The sequence below is a fragment of the Spirosoma litoris genome, from assembly GCF_054776755.1.
The window spans coordinates 632393-647326 of the sequence record NZ_BAAHBI010000010.1 but is presented as its reverse complement, the minus strand read 5'-3'; the positions used below and the strand labels follow the sequence as shown (position 1 = coordinate 647326).

Genomic DNA, 14934 nt, shown 5'->3' with positions numbered 1-14934 from the left:
AGGCGTTTATTAACAAGCTGTTTTGAGTTCATGCCCTTTATCTTAACTAACTCCCGCCGACTTTATCCTATACTACTGGCGTTGTTGTTCACAGTCACTGCGCTGGCTCAGCCAATTTTGCCGCAAAAAGAGCGTTTAGCCTGGTGGAAGGATGCTCGCTTTGGCCTGTTTATTCACTGGGGGCCGGTGACACTGACGGGTAAAGAAATTAGTTGGTCGCGAAGTGAATACGGTAAAAACCGGTATGATTCGCTCTATCGCCGATTCAATCCCACCCGCTTCAACGCCAAAGAATGGGTAGCGCAGGCGAAAGCAGGGGGTATGAAATACGTTGTCCTGACAGCCAAACATCATGATGGTTTCTGTTTGTGGAATACACAAACGTCGTCGTATAACATCATGTCAGCTCCCTTCGGGCGGGACGTTTGTAAAGAACTGGCCGATGCCGTTCATGAAGCAGGTCTTAAACTCGGCTGGTATTTCTCGTTAGCCGACTGGAAAGACCCGGACTGCCGCAATCCCGTTAGCAACAATGCATTTACCGACCGGATGAAGGCCCAGCTCACCGAATTGTTGACCAATTATGGGAAGGTAAGTTTGTTGTGGTTCGATTACGAGGGGTCTCCTTCTCCCGCCAACCCAAAACCCATTTATGAACTCGCTCATCGGCTCCAGCCAGGTATCATTCTGAACAATCGACTGGAAGCGTTTACTCCAGATGAATCGCATAGCCAACCCGGCAAGTATGGTGATTACACAACTCCCGAAGGGTTTGTAGCTGGCTTTGGCCAAACGCCTTGGGAAACCTGCACGAACCTAGGACATCAGTGGGCCTGGAAATTTGGCGATACACCCCGGAGCCTGCGCGAAACCGTCCATACACTCCTTCGTTGTGTTGGCAGCAACGGCAATTTATTGCTCAATGTTGGTCCTGATAGCCTGGGTCAGTTCCCTCCTCTTTTCGCGAACCGTCTTCACGAACTCGGAGACTGGATTTCTCCTCGTTCAGCAGCTATTTACGGTACCTTAGGTGGTCCTTATACCCCAACCGATTCCTACGTTTGTACGCAAAAGGGCAATACCATTTACGTACACGTGTTGTCAGGTACGGACGAGACTATTTTATTGCCGCCCCTTCCTGCTAACATCAAACAGGCCTCCTTACTGGACGGCCGTCCAGCCGTTTTTAAGCAAGAGAAAAACAAGCTACAGTTAACTGTTCCGTTAGCGATGCGTGACTCTATTGCGACCATCATCGCTCTCACGCTTGATCGACCAGCGGCTACAATTCCCCTAATTCAACCCTTCACGAAAACAGGTTCATTGGCGTATGGGAAAACAGCCACAGCCTCCAGCGAACTCAGCCATTTTTTACACAATGCAGCTGCCGCTGTAGACGATGATCCGAAAACTTACTGGAAATTGGGACGACGGACATCTGTTAATTTCGACAACTATTATGGACAAGACCTCTCGTTTCAATCTACGACCTTACAGGCACTATACAACCCGACTGGCTGGCTGGAAGTAGACTTGGGGAAACCGCAACAAGTTGGCAAAGCGCTTGTCCGAGATTTTTCTTCGACGCCAAATTCAGAACCAGTCGCTCAAATTAGTCGATTTGCAATTCAGTATCAGAAAGGGAACGACTGGGTAACTATAGCGCAGGGGAGTCAACCAGGCACCAATTGGCAGCAAACCATTTCGCCAATTACAGCCCAACGATTCCGGCTCGTTATTCAGGAGTCTGTTGGCAGTATCGGCATCCGCGAATTCGAGCTGTTTCCTCCCAAACAATAATTCGGTCGGGATCACTCATTGGACTGATCCCGACCGAATTACAATCGTGTTTATTTTAATCAAAAACCCCGTCTAATCAATCACCGGATAGTCTTTATCGATCCAGTCGGTCTTGAGGTTTTTGCTTATATTCAGCAGTTTATGATTTTTGAACCCCAATTCATTGAGCTTCGTAAACGCTGGACGCACATTGGGGCATTTCGCAAATGGGCAACAACCACAGTAAATAACGATCTGACGGCTCTTGGATTCTTTACTCAATAGCTTCTCCAGTTTCGCCAGATTTTCGACTTCACTACCCGGCCCAACTCCGATTGATGTTTTAATGGTAGCCGCCGGTCCAATGCTAATAATGAGCGGCTGGGCAGCTTTCGCATCATTGATGGTAGCCGCCAGATCAGCTGGTTCCAGAAGTTGTGCAGGTGTCCAGGGTTCAGCTTTTTTCCAACCGACCTGCACAAGTAAAACTCCTAGTAGCAACGCAGCGAGCGCAAGGGAGAAACGAATTGTTTTTGACTTCATAAGCTGGCGAGCAACGAGGCCCGTGTTTCGTTACAATGTTCAACTAAAGCAGGCCAAAAATACTGGAAATGCATTGCAATCTGATCGTAATAAGCCGTAAAATCCTCAATGGCCGTATCTAATCCTGATGGATAGGCTGTCCGTCGGGAAACACCTTTCAACGAACGATCAATCCCTTCAACAAATTGATAACTAGTAAGCCAGTCTTGCCGGATCATATAGTCGGCCATCCGGGCAGCGCTGGACGGTAAAGAAACTTGGTTCTTGACCAGGATTTGATAGAAATACGGTACAAATTCGGCCAATAACTCACCCGTCAGCAACTGGAAATTGATCGCCAGGAAGTAATCAAAGAAAATATCAACGGCAGCACCAGCGTATTTATGACAACGCGGATGAAGAATATCCCGCACAGCAGCCACTTCGGGATGCGCATCCGTAAAGCTGTCAATGGCCCGATGCAACCGGACACCAGCCACCACACCGGGTGTCAGGTGATGGCGAAAACTGCTGGGATCTCCTTTAATAAAATCGCCAATAAAATTACCAATGAGTAGCTCCGTGTGTCGGTTCGATAAATACGCGTGCGCCAGAATATTCATAACGCTACTTGCTCCATAGCTGGGGTAACACCCGATACGTACCGCTCCACCGTAACCCCAAATCGACGCAGGAAGTCAACACCTTCGTCGGAAGGAATACCCTTGTATTCGGCGTAGGAGTTCAGGTAAACAACCCGGGCAATTTTCATACTATATATAATTCGGGCACAGGCAATACACGGTGACAGTGTCACATAAATTGTTGACCCTTCAATTTCTGAGCCATTTTTAGCGGCATACAAAATTGCATTCTGCTCGGCATGGAGCGCCAGGGAGCACGAGCCTTTTGAGTCGCGAGGGCAACCTACGCCCGGAAATTCCTCATCGCAATTGTGTGTACCGGCTGGAGGTCCATTATAGCCAATCGAAATAATACGGGTATCACGGGTCAATACAGCACCCACTTGCGCCTTAATACAGTGTGATCGTTTCGCCAGATTTACGGCTAGATCCATGAAAATATCATCGAATCGCGGACGAGCTACCGTTGGTTTGGCATCAGAAATTTGGGGAACGGATACTGGTGTCATGCTATAAAGTTACGCGCTGAATCAGGCAAATACAGATTAGTTAGGCATTAAACTTGACCAATGTCATCTATTGAACAATTAAACAGCAATATGATTCCTGCTAACAATTTAGGATGACTTGCCTGACTGACCTCTAAACATTCTTTTTCTCTGCTTTTTTCTTGCCTAGTTATGGTGTCCTTATGGATTTGGGAATAACTTTGGAAAGCATGTAAAAAATATACATTTTTGATATATTTATATATTTAAAGAAAATAAAGCGCTTTATGCCCAAAATTTACGAGTACTTTGGTTTAGTATTTTTGATCTATACAAACGACCATTTACCTATTCATGTGCATGTGCAATACGCTGAATATGAAAATAAAGCAGAGTTGAGTTATGTAGATGGGGAACTGACTGCTGTTAATTTTAGTAAAGTGAAGGGAAAGAAACCGCTTCCTTCATCGCAGCGTAAAGAAGCTGAACAATTCATTTACCAATACCACTTAGACATCGTTGAGAAATGGAAAATCGTGATGGTGCTCAATCAAAAACCCGTGTTCGAAAAAATAACGCAAAAGATATAAAACCTTCGCTTAAGGTACTATATGCAAACTTCTTGGGTGATTACCGTATTGACATTCACTTCTCGGATGGGAAACAACGAATTGTGGATTTCCAAAATGCCTTCGGCAAATTACAAGGCTACTATGCTCAATTCCGCCAGCCTGCCTTATTTCAAAAATTCGCAATCGACAACGGCAACTTAGTTTGGGGCGAAGATTGGGATATTGTTTACCCAACCGGGGATTTATATGAAGGGAAAATTGGATAGGCTATCATTTATCTACTCAATATAAGAGTTTACTATAGCATGCTAGTCAAAGACTTCGCTGAACGTCAGGAATAAAAAAGCTCTGCCAAGTTTCCTCAGCAGAGCTTTTCAAAATCAGATCAATCAGGATAATCTGAAAAATCCGGGTTCCGATTACTTCACTTCTTCGTAAGGCACATCCGATACATTGTCGCCAGCAGGTTGACCTTGTCCGGCGCCATCGGCGTTTCCAGCGAAACCAGCGCCATCCGCAGGGTTAGCTCCGTTGGTAGCGTTGTACATTTCCTGCGAAGCGGTTGCCCAGGCAGCATTCAGACCTTCCAGTGCGCTGTCGATAGCAGCAGTATCACGAGAAGCGTGAGCCGTGCGGAGCGTTGTCAGCGCAGCTTCGATACCCGATTTATTGCCTTCCGACAATTTATCACCATACTCTTTCAATTGTTTTTCCGTTTGGAAAATCATTGAGTCGGCCTGGTTCACTTTTTCAATTTTTTCACGTTCTGCTTTATCGGCAGCTTCGTTCGCTTTCGCTTCTTCACGCATCCGGTTGATTTCCGTTTCGGTCAGACCGCTTGACGCTTCAATTCGGATTTTCTGCTCTTTACCCGTGCCTTTATCTTTGGCCGTTACGTGCAGAATACCGTTGGCATCTACGTCGAAAGTTACCTCAATTTGAGGAACGCCACGAGGTGCTGGTGGAATATCGGACAGGATAAACCGGCCTAACTGGCGGTTTTGAGCCGCCATTGGGCGCTCACCCTGCAGGATGTTGATTTCAACGCTTGGTTGGTTGTCCGATGCCGTCGAATAGGTTTCTACTTTCTTGCTTGGAATCGTTGTGTTAGCATCCACCATTTTGGTAAATACACCACCCATTGTTTCGATACCCAACGAAAGCGGAATAACGTCGAGCAACAAGACGTCTTTTACTTCACCGGTCAATACACCACCTTGAATAGCAGCACCAATCGCTACAGCTTCATCAGGGTTAACGGCTTTCGAAGGTTTCTTACCGAATAGTTTTTCAACTTCTTCCTGCACTTTAGGAATCCGTGTTGAACCACCCACCAGAATAACTTCGTCGATCTGGCTAGCCGACAGACCTGCGTTTTTCAGGGCACGACGGCAAGGCTCTAAGCTCCGTTGAATCAGTGAATCAGCTAATTGCTCGAATTTCGCCCGGCTCAATGTCCGTACCAAGTGTTTGGGGATACCATTCACTGGCATAATGTAAGGCAGGTTGATTTCCGTCGAGTTTGAGCTAGACAGTTCAACTTTCGCTTTCTCAGCGGCTTCTTTCAACCGTTGTAGGGCCATTGGGTCCTGACGCAAGTCGATGCCTTCATCTTTCTTGAACTCATCGGCGAGCCAGTTGATGATTACCTGGTCGAAGTCGTCGCCACCCAGGTGTGTATCACCATCGGTCGATTTTACTTCAAACACGCCATCACCCAGTTCCAGAATTGAGATATCAAATGTACCACCACCAAGGTCAAATACAGCGATTTTCTGATCGTGGTTGGTTTTATCCAGACCATAGGCCAGCGCAGCCGCAGTTGGTTCGTTTATGATCCGTTTTACATCCAGACCGGCAATCTGACCAGCTTCTTTCGTAGCCTGACGCTCAGCATCGTTGAAGTAAGCAGGAACCGTAATAACGGCTTCTGTTACGGTTTGGCCGAGGTAATCTTCGGCAGTCTGCTTCATTTTTTGCAGAATCAGCGCCGAAAGTTCCTGTGGAGTATATTGACGATCGCCAATTTTAACGCGGGGCGTACCATTGGGGCCGTTTTCTACGTCGTAAGCAACGTTTTTAATTTCATTCGTAACCTCATTGTAGCGTTTTCCCATGAAACGCTTGATCGAGGAAATTGTATGTTTCGGGTTGGTGATGGCCTGGCGTTTGGCGGGAGCGCCTACTTTGCGTTCGCCGTTGCCGTTGTCCATAAACGCAACTACCGATGGGGTTGTGCGGGCTCCTTCGGAGTTGGGGATAACAACCGGCTCGTTGCCTTCCATCACGGCCACGCACGAGTTCGTGGTGCCTAAGTCAATACCAATAATTTTTCCCATAACTGGTTTAGTTTCTTTAATGTGCTGTGTGTATTCTGACAGACATAACCTATCTATCAATACAAATGCCAGCGCCGTCAACTTGTTTGATTTGCTGTCAGATTGGCAGAATAATTGACTAAATGGGGCCATATTGGCGCATTGAACGAAACACCCATGAAAAACATGGCAGACCTTATTTGCTCCCCTGAATAATAAGCGTACTAAACGGCAGAGCTAACTCGGCCGCCTATCGGTTGTAAAAAAAGCCTCTCAGGAGTAATCCGAATTAAATCCGATTATCCTAAGAGGCTTTCGTATGTACTTATTTGTATGGTGGCCTATAACCTATTTGCCAAACAGGCCACCTAGCATACCACCCAGACCCCCACCGCCACCACCTTGTGTAGCTACGCGCAGCAGATCATTCATATCGAGTTTACCATCGGCCATAGCCGAACCAGCCATACCCATCCAGTCAATACCTTGTTGGCCTGTAGCAGCGCCTAAAATGCTGTTACCATCAACGGTTGAATCGTTCGGATCTGCTGCTTTGTTCATCAATTTACTCAATACAATCGGAACCAATGTACTTGCTACAGACATCGCAACCTGGGGAGAAATGCCTAATTTTTCCATCAGGTTTTGTTCAACATGACTCTGAACACCTTGTGTAACAGGACTTTGGTGAATATTACCACCGCCATTCACAACCATACCCAGCAAATTACCCAGACCACCGCCTTGTGCTTGTTGGCCCAGGCCACTCAGGATGCTACTGGTCACGGTCTGCATTACGCTGTCGTTTTGGCTATTTGGAATGGCCGGGTTGTTAATAACCGCCTGGCCTGCCTGCTGCTGAACCAGATTCATCAATGTTTCGAACATGACTAGTTTGTTTTTAAACTGTTAAACGGAATAGGTTTAGTTAATACTCCGCGTTAAAATTAGATAGATTCCAATGGATACTTCAATCTGAATCGGTTAATTTGTCCCGAATCCATTTTCATGTTTATGACGAACGAAGCGCCTAAAAGTAGCGAGTCTACTTCAGAAAATAATTTGTTTACGGAACAAGCTAAACCAATACTTACAGATTTACTTTATCCGAGTGAGTCGGATGAGCCGCTCGAGACGGTGACATGTTATTTAAAACAGACCGAGCCTCTCACGGTTAGCCAGATCAAAGATTGGCAAATGTTACCTCCGTCAGTATATGTCGAAGAGACGCCGGAAGCTGATTTTTGGGAGCCTGTTAGTACCGATCAGGATTGGTACGGCGATGAAGAAAAAGCCCGTACTGCCAAGTTCCAGCAGCTGAAAAAATTGACCGAAGAGGAACTAACCGTTCGGCAGGTATTTCGGGTAGGCGAGTCCGAAATGGATGTGTATTTGCTTGGTCTTCAGAAAAACGGCGAACGGGCGGGCATCAAGACTAAAATTGTGCAGACATAGGGATAGTAATAGGAGCGAGGAGTGAGTACTAGGAGAAACGCTGTATATGCGTCAGCTCTTCTATTACTCACTCCTCGCTCCTATTACTAGATTCTCTGTTTACTTCACTTGTTCCACAACAGCAGAAAATGCTTCTGGGTGGTTCATAGCCAGATCGGCCAATACTTTACGGTTGAGTTCGATGCCTGATTTATTCAGAGCACCCATCAGGGCCGAGTACGACAATCCATGAATCCGGGCACCAGCGTTGATACGCTGAATCCAGAGTGAACGGAAATTGCGCTTCTTCGTTTTACGGTCGCGGTAAGCGTATCCTAAACCTTTTTCGACAGCGTTCTTAGCAACTGTCCAAACATTTTTACGCCGACCATAATAACCTTTGGCCAGCTTCATTACTTTTTTCCGACGCGCCCGTGAGGCAACGTGATTGACGGAACGTGGCATTGTATGTTAGTTGTTTTTTGACGACAGGCGGAAGAAGAGTGTAGAGTGTAGAATGAATAGTGAAGAATAACCAGTAGGCTAGCTTCCATTCATTCATCATTCATCATTCATCATTCTCTTTTAAAGCCCGGCATCGGGTGAAACGTGAAACCAGGACGCAACCGCGTCCTTTTTTGTCCCTTAGACGTTCAGCAACGCTTTAATGCGACGCTCATCTGGACCATCAACCAAGGCAGCGTGCACTAAATTGCGCTTCTGTTTGGTTGTTTTTTTCGTCAAAATATGACTGTGGAAGGCATGCTTCCGTTTGATTTTTCCGGTGCCGGTCAGCTTGAAACGCTTTTTGGCGGCCGAATTGGTTTTTACTTTTGGCATTGCAGTAACCCGCTTTATGGAAAAAATAAGTAAACAGGCCGCAAAGATACAAAAAAAAAGGAGAAAAGGGAGTAGAGGAATAAAAGGGAGAAAGGATTTTACAGTTTCCTTCTTCCTTTCATTCCTCTACTCCCTTTTCTCCTTTTAAAATTTATTTCTTAGGAGCTACTACTTTGGGTGACAGGAACATGCTCATGCGCTTACCTTCAAGTTTGGGCTCTGCTTCAACTTTGCCGTAATCTTCCAAACCTTTAGAAAAACGTTCCAGCAGTTGAAAGCCCCGATCTTTGAAAACAATAGCCCGGCCTACAAACTGAACATAGGCTTTTACTTTAGCGCCTTCTTTAAGGAAGTTAATGGCGTGCTTTAGTTTAAAATCAAAGTCGTGATCGTCGGTGTTAGGACCGAACCGAATTTCCTTAATAACAACTTTCGTTGCGTTCGCCTTGATTTCTTTCTGCTTTTTCTTTTGCTCGTATTTAAACTTAGAGTAGTCAACGATACGGCAAACAGGCGGCACGGCATTAGGCGACACCTCAACCAGGTCGAGGTTTTGCGCTTTGGCCATCGCCTGAGCTTTATTTATTTCGTAGATTCCCTGCTCTACATTTTCACCGACCACCCGAACTTCACGGGCAAGTATGCGTTCATTGACTTTGTAGGGTTCTTCAACCACGCGACGGGGTGGTCTGCGTTGGGGTAATGCCATAAATTGTGTTTAGGGTAACGAATTTGTTTGAAATTGACTTTTACGCAGATTTAGGTAAAAGTCGCTTGGATAACATTGTGATTTCTAAAAAGTTCGGGAAACTATTGAAAATACAGAAGCTAAGCAAGTATAAATTGTTCCAGGTTTCAAGTTCCATGTTACCTGGGGTAGAACATGAAACGTGAAACCTGGAACAAACTTACATTTTCACTTCTGCCTGGAACGTCTTAACAAACTCTTCAATGCTCATGCTGCCAAGGTCGCCCTGGCCTTTCCGCCGGACAGATACTTTACCATCGGCGGCTTCTTTCTCGCCAACAATGAGCATATACGGAACCTTGTTCACTTCTGCATCGCGAATTTTACGGCCAATTTTTTCGTCACGTAAATCAACGAAACCGCGAATATCCTGTTCCTGTAAGCTGAAATACAAGTCGTTAGCGTAGTCTTCGTATTTTTCCGAAATCGGTAGAATGGCAATTTGATCGGGCGAGAGCCAAAGTGGAAAATTCCCTCCTGAGTTCTCAATCAGAATCGCAATGAACCGTTCCATCGAACCGAATGGCGCCCGGTGAATCATAACCGGACGGTGTTTCTGGTTATCGGCGCCGATGTATTCCAGCTCAAATCGGTTCGGCAGGTTGTAATCAACCTGGATTGTCCCCAACTGCCACTTACGACCAAGCGCATCGCGTACCATGAAATCAAGCTTAGGACCATAGAAGGCCGCTTCGCCTAACTCGGTTACGGTTGGAAGCCCTTTTTCAGCAGCAGCTTCAATAATAGCGGATTCTGCTTTTTCCCACAGGTCATCCGAACCGATGTACTTTGTGCTGTTTTCTGGGTCACGTAACGAAATCTGAGCGCTATAATCCGAAAATCCGAGTGATTTAAAGACGTACAACACCAGATCAATCACCTTCATGAACTCTTCTTTCACCTGGTCGGGGCGGCAGAAGATGTGCGCATCGTCCTGTGTGAATCCCCGAACCCGTGTTAGTCCGTGTAATTCACCCGATTGCTCATAGCGGTATACAGTACCAAATTCGGCTAACCGCAATGGTAAGTCACGGTAAGAACGTGGTTTGGTTTTATAAATCTCGCAGTGGTGCGGGCAGTTCATCGGTTTCAGCAAGAACTCTTCGTTCGGATCGGGAGTCTTAATCGGTTGGAACGAATCTTCACCATATTTCTCCCAGTGACCCGAAGTCACGTACAATTGCTTACTACCAATGTGGGGTGTTACCACCTGTAAATAACCCGCCCGCGATTGTGCTTTCCGCAGAAAATTCTCCAAGCGTTCGCGCAACATGGTGCCTTTGGGCAACCATAACGGAAGCCCCGCTCCTACTTTCTCCGAAAAAGCAAACAATTCCAGCTCTTTCCCCAACTTACGGTGGTCACGCTTTTTAGCCTCCTCCAGTAAGAACAGGTAGTCGTCCAGTTCTTTCTGTTTCGGATAGGTAACCGCATAAATTCGGGTTAACTGTTTATTTTTCTCGTTGCCGCGCCAGTAAGCGCCAGCCACGTTCATGAGTTTAGCTGCTTTGATAAAGCCCGTATTTGGGATGTGCGGGCCGCGGCATAAATCCGTAAAATCTCCCTGTGTGTAGAACGTAATGCTTCCGTCTTCCAGGCCCTCAAGCAAGTCGAGTTTGTAGGGGTCTCCTTTCTCCTCAAAATAAGCAATAGCATCAGCTTTGCTCATTGGCTTACGGATGTACTGTTGTTTCTGGCGAGCCAGCTCCAGCATTTTATCTTCTACCTTCTTGAAGTCCTCCTGAGAAAACGGCTTTCCACCGAGGTCAACATCATAGTAGAATCCTGTTTCGATCGCAGGTCCAATCCCGAATTTCGTGCCTGGATACAATGCTTCCAGCGCTTCGGCCAGTAAGTGCGCCGATGAGTGCCAGAAGGTTGCTTTCCCTTCAGCGTCATTCCACGTCAAGAGTTGAACGTTCGCATCCTGATCGATGGGGCGCGTGGCATCCTGCACCACACCGTTTACTTTGGCGGCCAATACGTTACGAGCCAGCCCTTCACTAATTTGAGCGGCAATATCCAACCCAGTGCTTCCTTTGGGATACTGCCGAACGCTACCGTCGGGCAGCGTTACGCGGATTTGTTCGTCCTGCGCAATCATACTTTACACTAATTTATTTGTGGGCACCCGCAGCTTACCTACAACTGTAAGCCACTTACTTTTTATGTATACTATAGAATATATGATGTATGGTTTGCTTGCCAGAAGTAATACCGCACGGGCGGCCCCGATCATATATCCTATATCATACAATCAATTTAACGGTTTTACGGTTCGTTTTAGCGAATCGCTGGAATTTGTTGTTACGCGTGATTTCGGCTGAATTGTCGAAATATTAACACGAGTTGTATCCAGTATAGCCCGGCTTCGCGTTGGCGTTATTGGTTTTGCCACCGTATCGGGCAAAAATAAGGAGTTATACGAACTTTGTGCGTATTGTCGTCGCTGAGATCGCCATAAACCTGCAACAGCCTGTTGATCTTTTGCATTTTGCGAGGTTGCTTTGGTATAGGCGGCTATCGCCAACTCATATTGTCCCATTTGTTCATGACAATAACCAATGTATGTATCAATACGTGGAAACTGGGGACGTAGTTGCAGAACCCGCTGATAATTTGCTAACGCCGAATAATAATTCCGGTATTTCTGACTGATCAATCCCATCTGAAAATAGGACTGATAGTAATTGGGCTGGACCTTTACAGTCTGCTGATAATAAATCATGGCACTGTCGAGCTTTCCCTCAGTATGGTAAATCATCCCACGGCCATAATACAGCTTGGCATTATTCGGGAAGTAATGTAGCGCCTGTTCATTATACACAAGCGCGGAATTCAAATCGCCTAATGTCCGGTATATAGACGACAACTGATTATAGGTTTCCAGATAGCGGGGCTTCAGCCGCAACGACTGTTCATACAGTACCAAGGCCTGCGCTGTATCGCCCTGCCGAGCGGCCATAAGTCCATTGAAAAAATAGGCTTCTCCATCATAAGGAGCCATCTGAAGTGCCTTGGCAACATACAGTTTCGCCTTATCGAACTGATTTTGCTGTTGCAGCAAATCGCCCTGTAATGTATATAATTCAGGCGTATCGACCCCCAGGATTTCGGCCCTTTGGGCATTCTGAAGTGCTTTATCAGGTTGTTGCAATGCCCGTAGAATCTGGGCACGGGTCAGATAAAACGACCCAATATTGTCATCTCGGTTGATGGCTTCATCAATATCAGCCAGGGCGTCGCTTACACGACCCATCGCTAGCAGAAGAACAGCGCGTTTGGCATAGGCCGATGACGACGACGACTGATTGATGGCATTTGTCAAAGCACGCAGAGCCCCTTCAACCCGACTACTATCGCCCGGTTTTGGATAATCAGGAATATGTGTCGTTTGCCGATTATCGTCGCCACAGGAAGAGAGACAGGAGATAATAATGAGTGAAAGAGTGAATGAGCGAATGCGTGAATACCATCCGGCACTAACCTGTCGCACTTTCGCTCTTTCAATCTTTCGCTCTTTATTATTCTTCATACGGATGCAAACCGATAAAATACCCCTAAAGGTAACCGTTTCTGCGCCTGGTCGGCCAGGGCTAATTCGCCCCATTCCAGATTAGGGACATCGCCGAATAAGGGTTGCATCAGGTTTTCCAGAATCAGGGATGAGAACCCGAGTGAGTACAAATTGATGATAAAGAAAAAATCATCGCGGTCGAGCAGATCGGCGCAGGATTTCAGCAGGTCATTGAGTTGTTCTTCAAGCACCCATTTTTCGCCATCGGGTCCACGCCCATAGGCAGGCGGGTCAAGAATAATGCCATTATACTTGTTTCCCCGTCGAACCTCCCGCCTAACATACTTCACTGCATCTTCAACCACCCAGCGAATATTATCTAACTCACTGTGATCCATGTTTTCGCGAGCCCAGCTAATAACCGGTTTCACGGCATCGACATGGGTAACATCGGCTCCGGCCTGGCGAGCTGCCAGCGAAGCGCCCCCCGTATACGCAAACAAGTTCAGCACCTTCGGGCGGGGAGTGTTGGTCGAAATCGCCTTTACTTTTTGGTAGATATATTCCCAGTTGTCGGCCTGCTCGGGAAATAGCCCAACGTGTTTGAAAGTGGTTAGGGCCAGTTTAAACTTCAGATTCAAGCCACCTTGCCGAAACGTGACATACCAGGGGTCACGCATGCTGGGCTTGGTTTGCCAGTCACCCCGCTCCGGCGATTGTCGATCACGACGAAAAACAGCATGAGCCTGACGTTCCCAATCCTGATCAGACAATGACTTATCCCAGATTGCCTGCGGCTCAGGGCGCGACAAGACAAAATCGCCAAATCGTTCGAGTTTCTGAAAATTGCCCGAATCAATCAGTTCGTATTCAGCCCAGGGTTTGGGGGTGATAAGTTGGATGTCTGTCATGCTCATTCCTTCTTCTGCCCCATTTTTAAAATTAATTCAAACTCGTCGGCCCGAACGGGCATCACCGACAGGCGAGATTGTCTGATGAGGCTCAGATTTTCCAGTAATGGTTCAGCTTTGATTTGCGCGAGTGACACGAGTCTGTCTAACGCCATAACAGGCTCCAACTCTACAACCACCCAACGTAAATCGTCGGGTGAGGTTGGATCAGGGTAGGCCTCCTTACTTACTTTGGCCAGGCCAACTACGCCTGTGTTGGTGACGCTATGATAAAACAACACCTGATCGCCCAGTTGCATGGCTTTCAGGTTGTTTCTTGCCTGGTAGTTACGCACGCCGTCCCACACGGCCCTCCCCTGTTCAATAAAATGAGTCCACCCGTATACATCGGGTTCGGACTTAACAAGCCAGTAATTCAATTTTGAATGATAGAGTGAATGAATGATAGAATGGAATCGATGAACATGAAATTGACAAAGCTATTCTCTAGAACGCCATTCTATCATTCATTCACTCTATCATTCAAAATTTAAGTATATCAATAATAATCGTCGTGTTCCTGGCTGCTACCGAAAGGAGATCCGTATTCATCGATATCATCATCGTTAAAACGAGAACCTGCCCCTTTGAAGGAGAGCGCCTTATAGAGAATCATAATTTGCCCGGTATGGTACATATCATGGTTGATAATGCCGTGTAGCATATCATAATAGGTGTAGTCACGACCGGGAACGATATCTTCCAGGAACTCATCGTCATCGCGTTTGTCGAGTTCATTGATGAGTTCTTCCTGGCTGAGGCTCAACTCCATTTCAAGGGCTTCCCACTCAAAATCATCAATTTTGTCGGGCAGAGCCCCAAAGTTTTTGTCAGGAGTTGTAATATCAAACGTCTCATCGCCCTGCATCTTTTTGACACAGAATATGCGCCAGCTCGTCATGTGGAAGACCAGTTCGGCAATGCTATGTGTATTGGGAGCAATCCGTTTTCCAGCCATTTCGGGCGTAACGCCCCGCAATACATCAACTACCGATGGGCCATGCCAGGCTTCTTCGCCTTCATATGTCGTGTTTAAGAGGTCAATGATGCGGATCAATTCGTCGTTTGGTACCATAGTTAATGAATGGTTGAGTTAGTTAATGCTGCAGATAATGACCTTCT

Annotated in this window: 17 protein-coding genes; 4 read left to right on the top strand and 13 right to left on the bottom strand. The window is 46.6% G+C overall.

Annotation, left to right across the window (positions count from 1 at the left end; genetic code table 11):
- Window positions 1-30: 30 nt before the first annotated feature.
- Window positions 31-1800 carry an alpha-L-fucosidase gene (locus ACYVGR_RS09155; protein ID WP_460955733.1) on the top strand — a complete coding sequence of 590 codons (1770 nt, stop codon included), beginning with the start codon at window positions 31-33 and terminating at the stop codon, window positions 1798-1800.
- Window positions 1801-1872: 72 nt separating this feature from the next.
- On the opposite strand, the gene ACYVGR_RS09150 is transcribed toward ACYVGR_RS09155, so the two are convergent.
- The 3 genes from ACYVGR_RS09150 to ACYVGR_RS09140 are packed head-to-tail and all read right to left on the bottom strand — an operon-like array spanning window position 1873 to window position 3454.
- Complete coding sequence (locus tag ACYVGR_RS09150) at window positions 1873-2322, bottom strand: rhodanese-like domain-containing protein (RefSeq protein ID WP_460955732.1); 450 nt, start codon at window positions 2320-2322, stop codon at window positions 1873-1875.
- Entirely contained in the window at window positions 2319-2924 is a 606-nt protein-coding gene (locus ACYVGR_RS09145) for an acyl carrier protein phosphodiesterase (RefSeq protein ID WP_460955731.1), read from the bottom strand. Before ACYVGR_RS09145 ends, ACYVGR_RS09150 begins: the two co-directional genes overlap by 4 nt.
- Complete coding sequence (locus ACYVGR_RS09140) at window positions 2921-3454, bottom strand: deoxycytidylate deaminase (protein WP_460955729.1); 534 nt, start codon at window positions 3452-3454, stop codon at window positions 2921-2923. Before ACYVGR_RS09140 ends, ACYVGR_RS09145 begins: the two co-directional genes overlap by 4 nt.
- A gap of 266 nt (window positions 3455-3720) precedes the next feature.
- Between ACYVGR_RS09140 and ACYVGR_RS09135 the strand changes: the two genes are divergently transcribed.
- The gene (locus ACYVGR_RS09135) at window positions 3721-4023 is read left to right on the top strand and encodes a DUF4160 domain-containing protein (protein ID WP_460955727.1); all 303 of its coding nucleotides are present in this window, start codon (window positions 3721-3723) and stop codon (window positions 4021-4023) included.
- Window positions 3960-4271 carry a DUF2442 domain-containing protein gene (locus ACYVGR_RS09130; RefSeq protein WP_460955725.1) on the top strand — a complete coding sequence of 104 codons (312 nt, stop codon included), beginning with the start codon at window positions 3960-3962 and terminating at the stop codon, window positions 4269-4271. Before ACYVGR_RS09135 ends, ACYVGR_RS09130 begins: the two co-directional genes overlap by 64 nt.
- 153 nt (window positions 4272-4424) lie before the next feature.
- Here ACYVGR_RS09130 and dnaK read toward each other — a convergent pair whose 3' ends face one another.
- Window positions 4425-6344 (bottom strand): molecular chaperone DnaK, encoded by a 1920-nt coding sequence (dnaK, locus tag ACYVGR_RS09125; protein WP_460955723.1) that lies wholly within the window; start codon window positions 6342-6344, stop codon window positions 4425-4427.
- 327 nt (window positions 6345-6671) lie between these two features.
- Complete coding sequence (locus ACYVGR_RS09120; RefSeq protein WP_460955721.1) at window positions 6672-7211, bottom strand: hypothetical protein; 540 nt, start codon at window positions 7209-7211, stop codon at window positions 6672-6674.
- Window positions 7212-7337: 126 nt separating this feature from the next.
- Here ACYVGR_RS09120 and ACYVGR_RS09115 point away from each other — a divergent pair, with 126 nt between their 5' ends.
- On the top strand, window positions 7338-7778 hold the full coding sequence (locus ACYVGR_RS09115) for a nuclease A inhibitor family protein (RefSeq protein ID WP_460955719.1): 441 nt from the start codon (window positions 7338-7340) through the stop codon (window positions 7776-7778).
- A gap of 99 nt (window positions 7779-7877) precedes the next feature.
- Here the strand turns inward: ACYVGR_RS09115 and rplT are convergent, their stop codons facing one another.
- The 8 genes from rplT to ACYVGR_RS09075 all read right to left on the bottom strand — a co-directional run bounded on the left by rplT (window position 7878) and on the right by ACYVGR_RS09075 (window position 14887).
- Complete coding sequence (gene rplT, locus ACYVGR_RS09110) at window positions 7878-8222, bottom strand: 50S ribosomal protein L20 (protein WP_182463145.1); 345 nt, start codon at window positions 8220-8222, stop codon at window positions 7878-7880.
- Between the two features lie 180 nt (window positions 8223-8402).
- Window positions 8403-8597, bottom strand: a complete 195-nt coding sequence (gene rpmI / locus ACYVGR_RS09105; protein ID WP_012926783.1) for a 50S ribosomal protein L35 — start codon at window positions 8595-8597, stop codon at window positions 8403-8405.
- Window positions 8598-8748: 151 nt separating this feature from the next.
- On the bottom strand, window positions 8749-9306 hold the full coding sequence (gene infC, locus ACYVGR_RS09100) for a translation initiation factor IF-3 (protein ID WP_460955716.1): 558 nt from the start codon (window positions 9304-9306) through the stop codon (window positions 8749-8751).
- A 199-nt stretch (window positions 9307-9505) separates the two neighbouring features.
- The gene (gene thrS, locus ACYVGR_RS09095) at window positions 9506-11449 is read right to left on the bottom strand and encodes a threonine--tRNA ligase (protein WP_460955714.1); all 1944 of its coding nucleotides are present in this window, start codon (window positions 11447-11449) and stop codon (window positions 9506-9508) included.
- Between the two features lie 153 nt (window positions 11450-11602).
- Complete coding sequence (locus ACYVGR_RS09090; RefSeq protein ID WP_460955712.1) at window positions 11603-12880, bottom strand: tetratricopeptide repeat protein; 1278 nt, start codon at window positions 12878-12880, stop codon at window positions 11603-11605.
- Window positions 12877-13773, bottom strand: a complete 897-nt coding sequence (locus ACYVGR_RS09085) for a class I SAM-dependent methyltransferase (RefSeq protein WP_460955710.1) — start codon at window positions 13771-13773, stop codon at window positions 12877-12879. The genes ACYVGR_RS09090 and ACYVGR_RS09085 overlap by 4 nt, the downstream gene beginning before the upstream one ends.
- Window positions 13774-13775: 2 nt before the next feature.
- Window positions 13776-14192, bottom strand: coding sequence for an EVE domain-containing protein (locus tag ACYVGR_RS09080; protein WP_460955708.1), 417 nt, complete (start codon window positions 14190-14192; stop codon window positions 13776-13778).
- A 119-nt stretch (window positions 14193-14311) separates the two neighbouring features.
- On the bottom strand, window positions 14312-14887 hold the full coding sequence (locus ACYVGR_RS09075) for a DinB family protein (RefSeq protein ID WP_460955706.1): 576 nt from the start codon (window positions 14885-14887) through the stop codon (window positions 14312-14314).
- Between the last annotated feature and the right edge of the window lie 47 nt (window positions 14888-14934).

Bases quoted from the DNA above. Each gene is read 5' to 3' on its own strand.
- ACYVGR_RS09155 (WP_460955733.1), top strand. From the start codon at position 31: ATGCCCTTTATCTTAACTAACTCCCGCCGACTTTATCCTATACTACTG.
- ACYVGR_RS09150 (WP_460955732.1), bottom strand. From the start codon at position 2,322: ATGAAGTCAAAAACAATTCGTTTCTCCCTTGCGCTCGCTGCGTTGCTA.
- ACYVGR_RS09145 (WP_460955731.1), bottom strand. From the start codon at position 2,924: ATGAATATTCTGGCGCACGCGTATTTATCGAACCGACACACGGAGCTA.
- ACYVGR_RS09140 (WP_460955729.1), bottom strand. From the start codon at position 3,454: ATGACACCAGTATCCGTTCCCCAAATTTCTGATGCCAAACCAACGGTA.
- ACYVGR_RS09135 (WP_460955727.1), top strand. From the start codon at position 3,721: ATGCCCAAAATTTACGAGTACTTTGGTTTAGTATTTTTGATCTATACA.
- ACYVGR_RS09130 (WP_460955725.1), top strand. From the start codon at position 3,960: ATGGAAAATCGTGATGGTGCTCAATCAAAAACCCGTGTTCGAAAAAAT.
- dnaK (WP_460955723.1), bottom strand. From the start codon at position 6,344: ATGGGAAAAATTATTGGTATTGACTTAGGCACCACGAACTCGTGCGTG.
- ACYVGR_RS09120 (WP_460955721.1), bottom strand. From the start codon at position 7,211: ATGTTCGAAACATTGATGAATCTGGTTCAGCAGCAGGCAGGCCAGGCG.
- ACYVGR_RS09115 (WP_460955719.1), top strand. From the start codon at position 7,338: ATGACGAACGAAGCGCCTAAAAGTAGCGAGTCTACTTCAGAAAATAAT.
- rplT (WP_182463145.1), bottom strand. From the start codon at position 8,222: ATGCCACGTTCCGTCAATCACGTTGCCTCACGGGCGCGTCGGAAAAAA.
- rpmI (WP_012926783.1), bottom strand. From the start codon at position 8,597: ATGCCAAAAGTAAAAACCAATTCGGCCGCCAAAAAGCGTTTCAAGCTG.
- infC (WP_460955716.1), bottom strand. From the start codon at position 9,306: ATGGCATTACCCCAACGCAGACCACCCCGTCGCGTGGTTGAAGAACCC.
- thrS (WP_460955714.1), bottom strand. From the start codon at position 11,449: ATGATTGCGCAGGACGAACAAATCCGCGTAACGCTGCCCGACGGTAGC.
- ACYVGR_RS09090 (WP_460955712.1), bottom strand. From the start codon at position 12,880: ATGAAGAATAATAAAGAGCGAAAGATTGAAAGAGCGAAAGTGCGACAG.
- ACYVGR_RS09085 (WP_460955710.1), bottom strand. From the start codon at position 13,773: ATGACAGACATCCAACTTATCACCCCCAAACCCTGGGCTGAATACGAA.
- ACYVGR_RS09075 (WP_460955706.1), bottom strand. From the start codon at position 14,887: ATGGTACCAAACGACGAATTGATCCGCATCATTGACCTCTTAAACACG.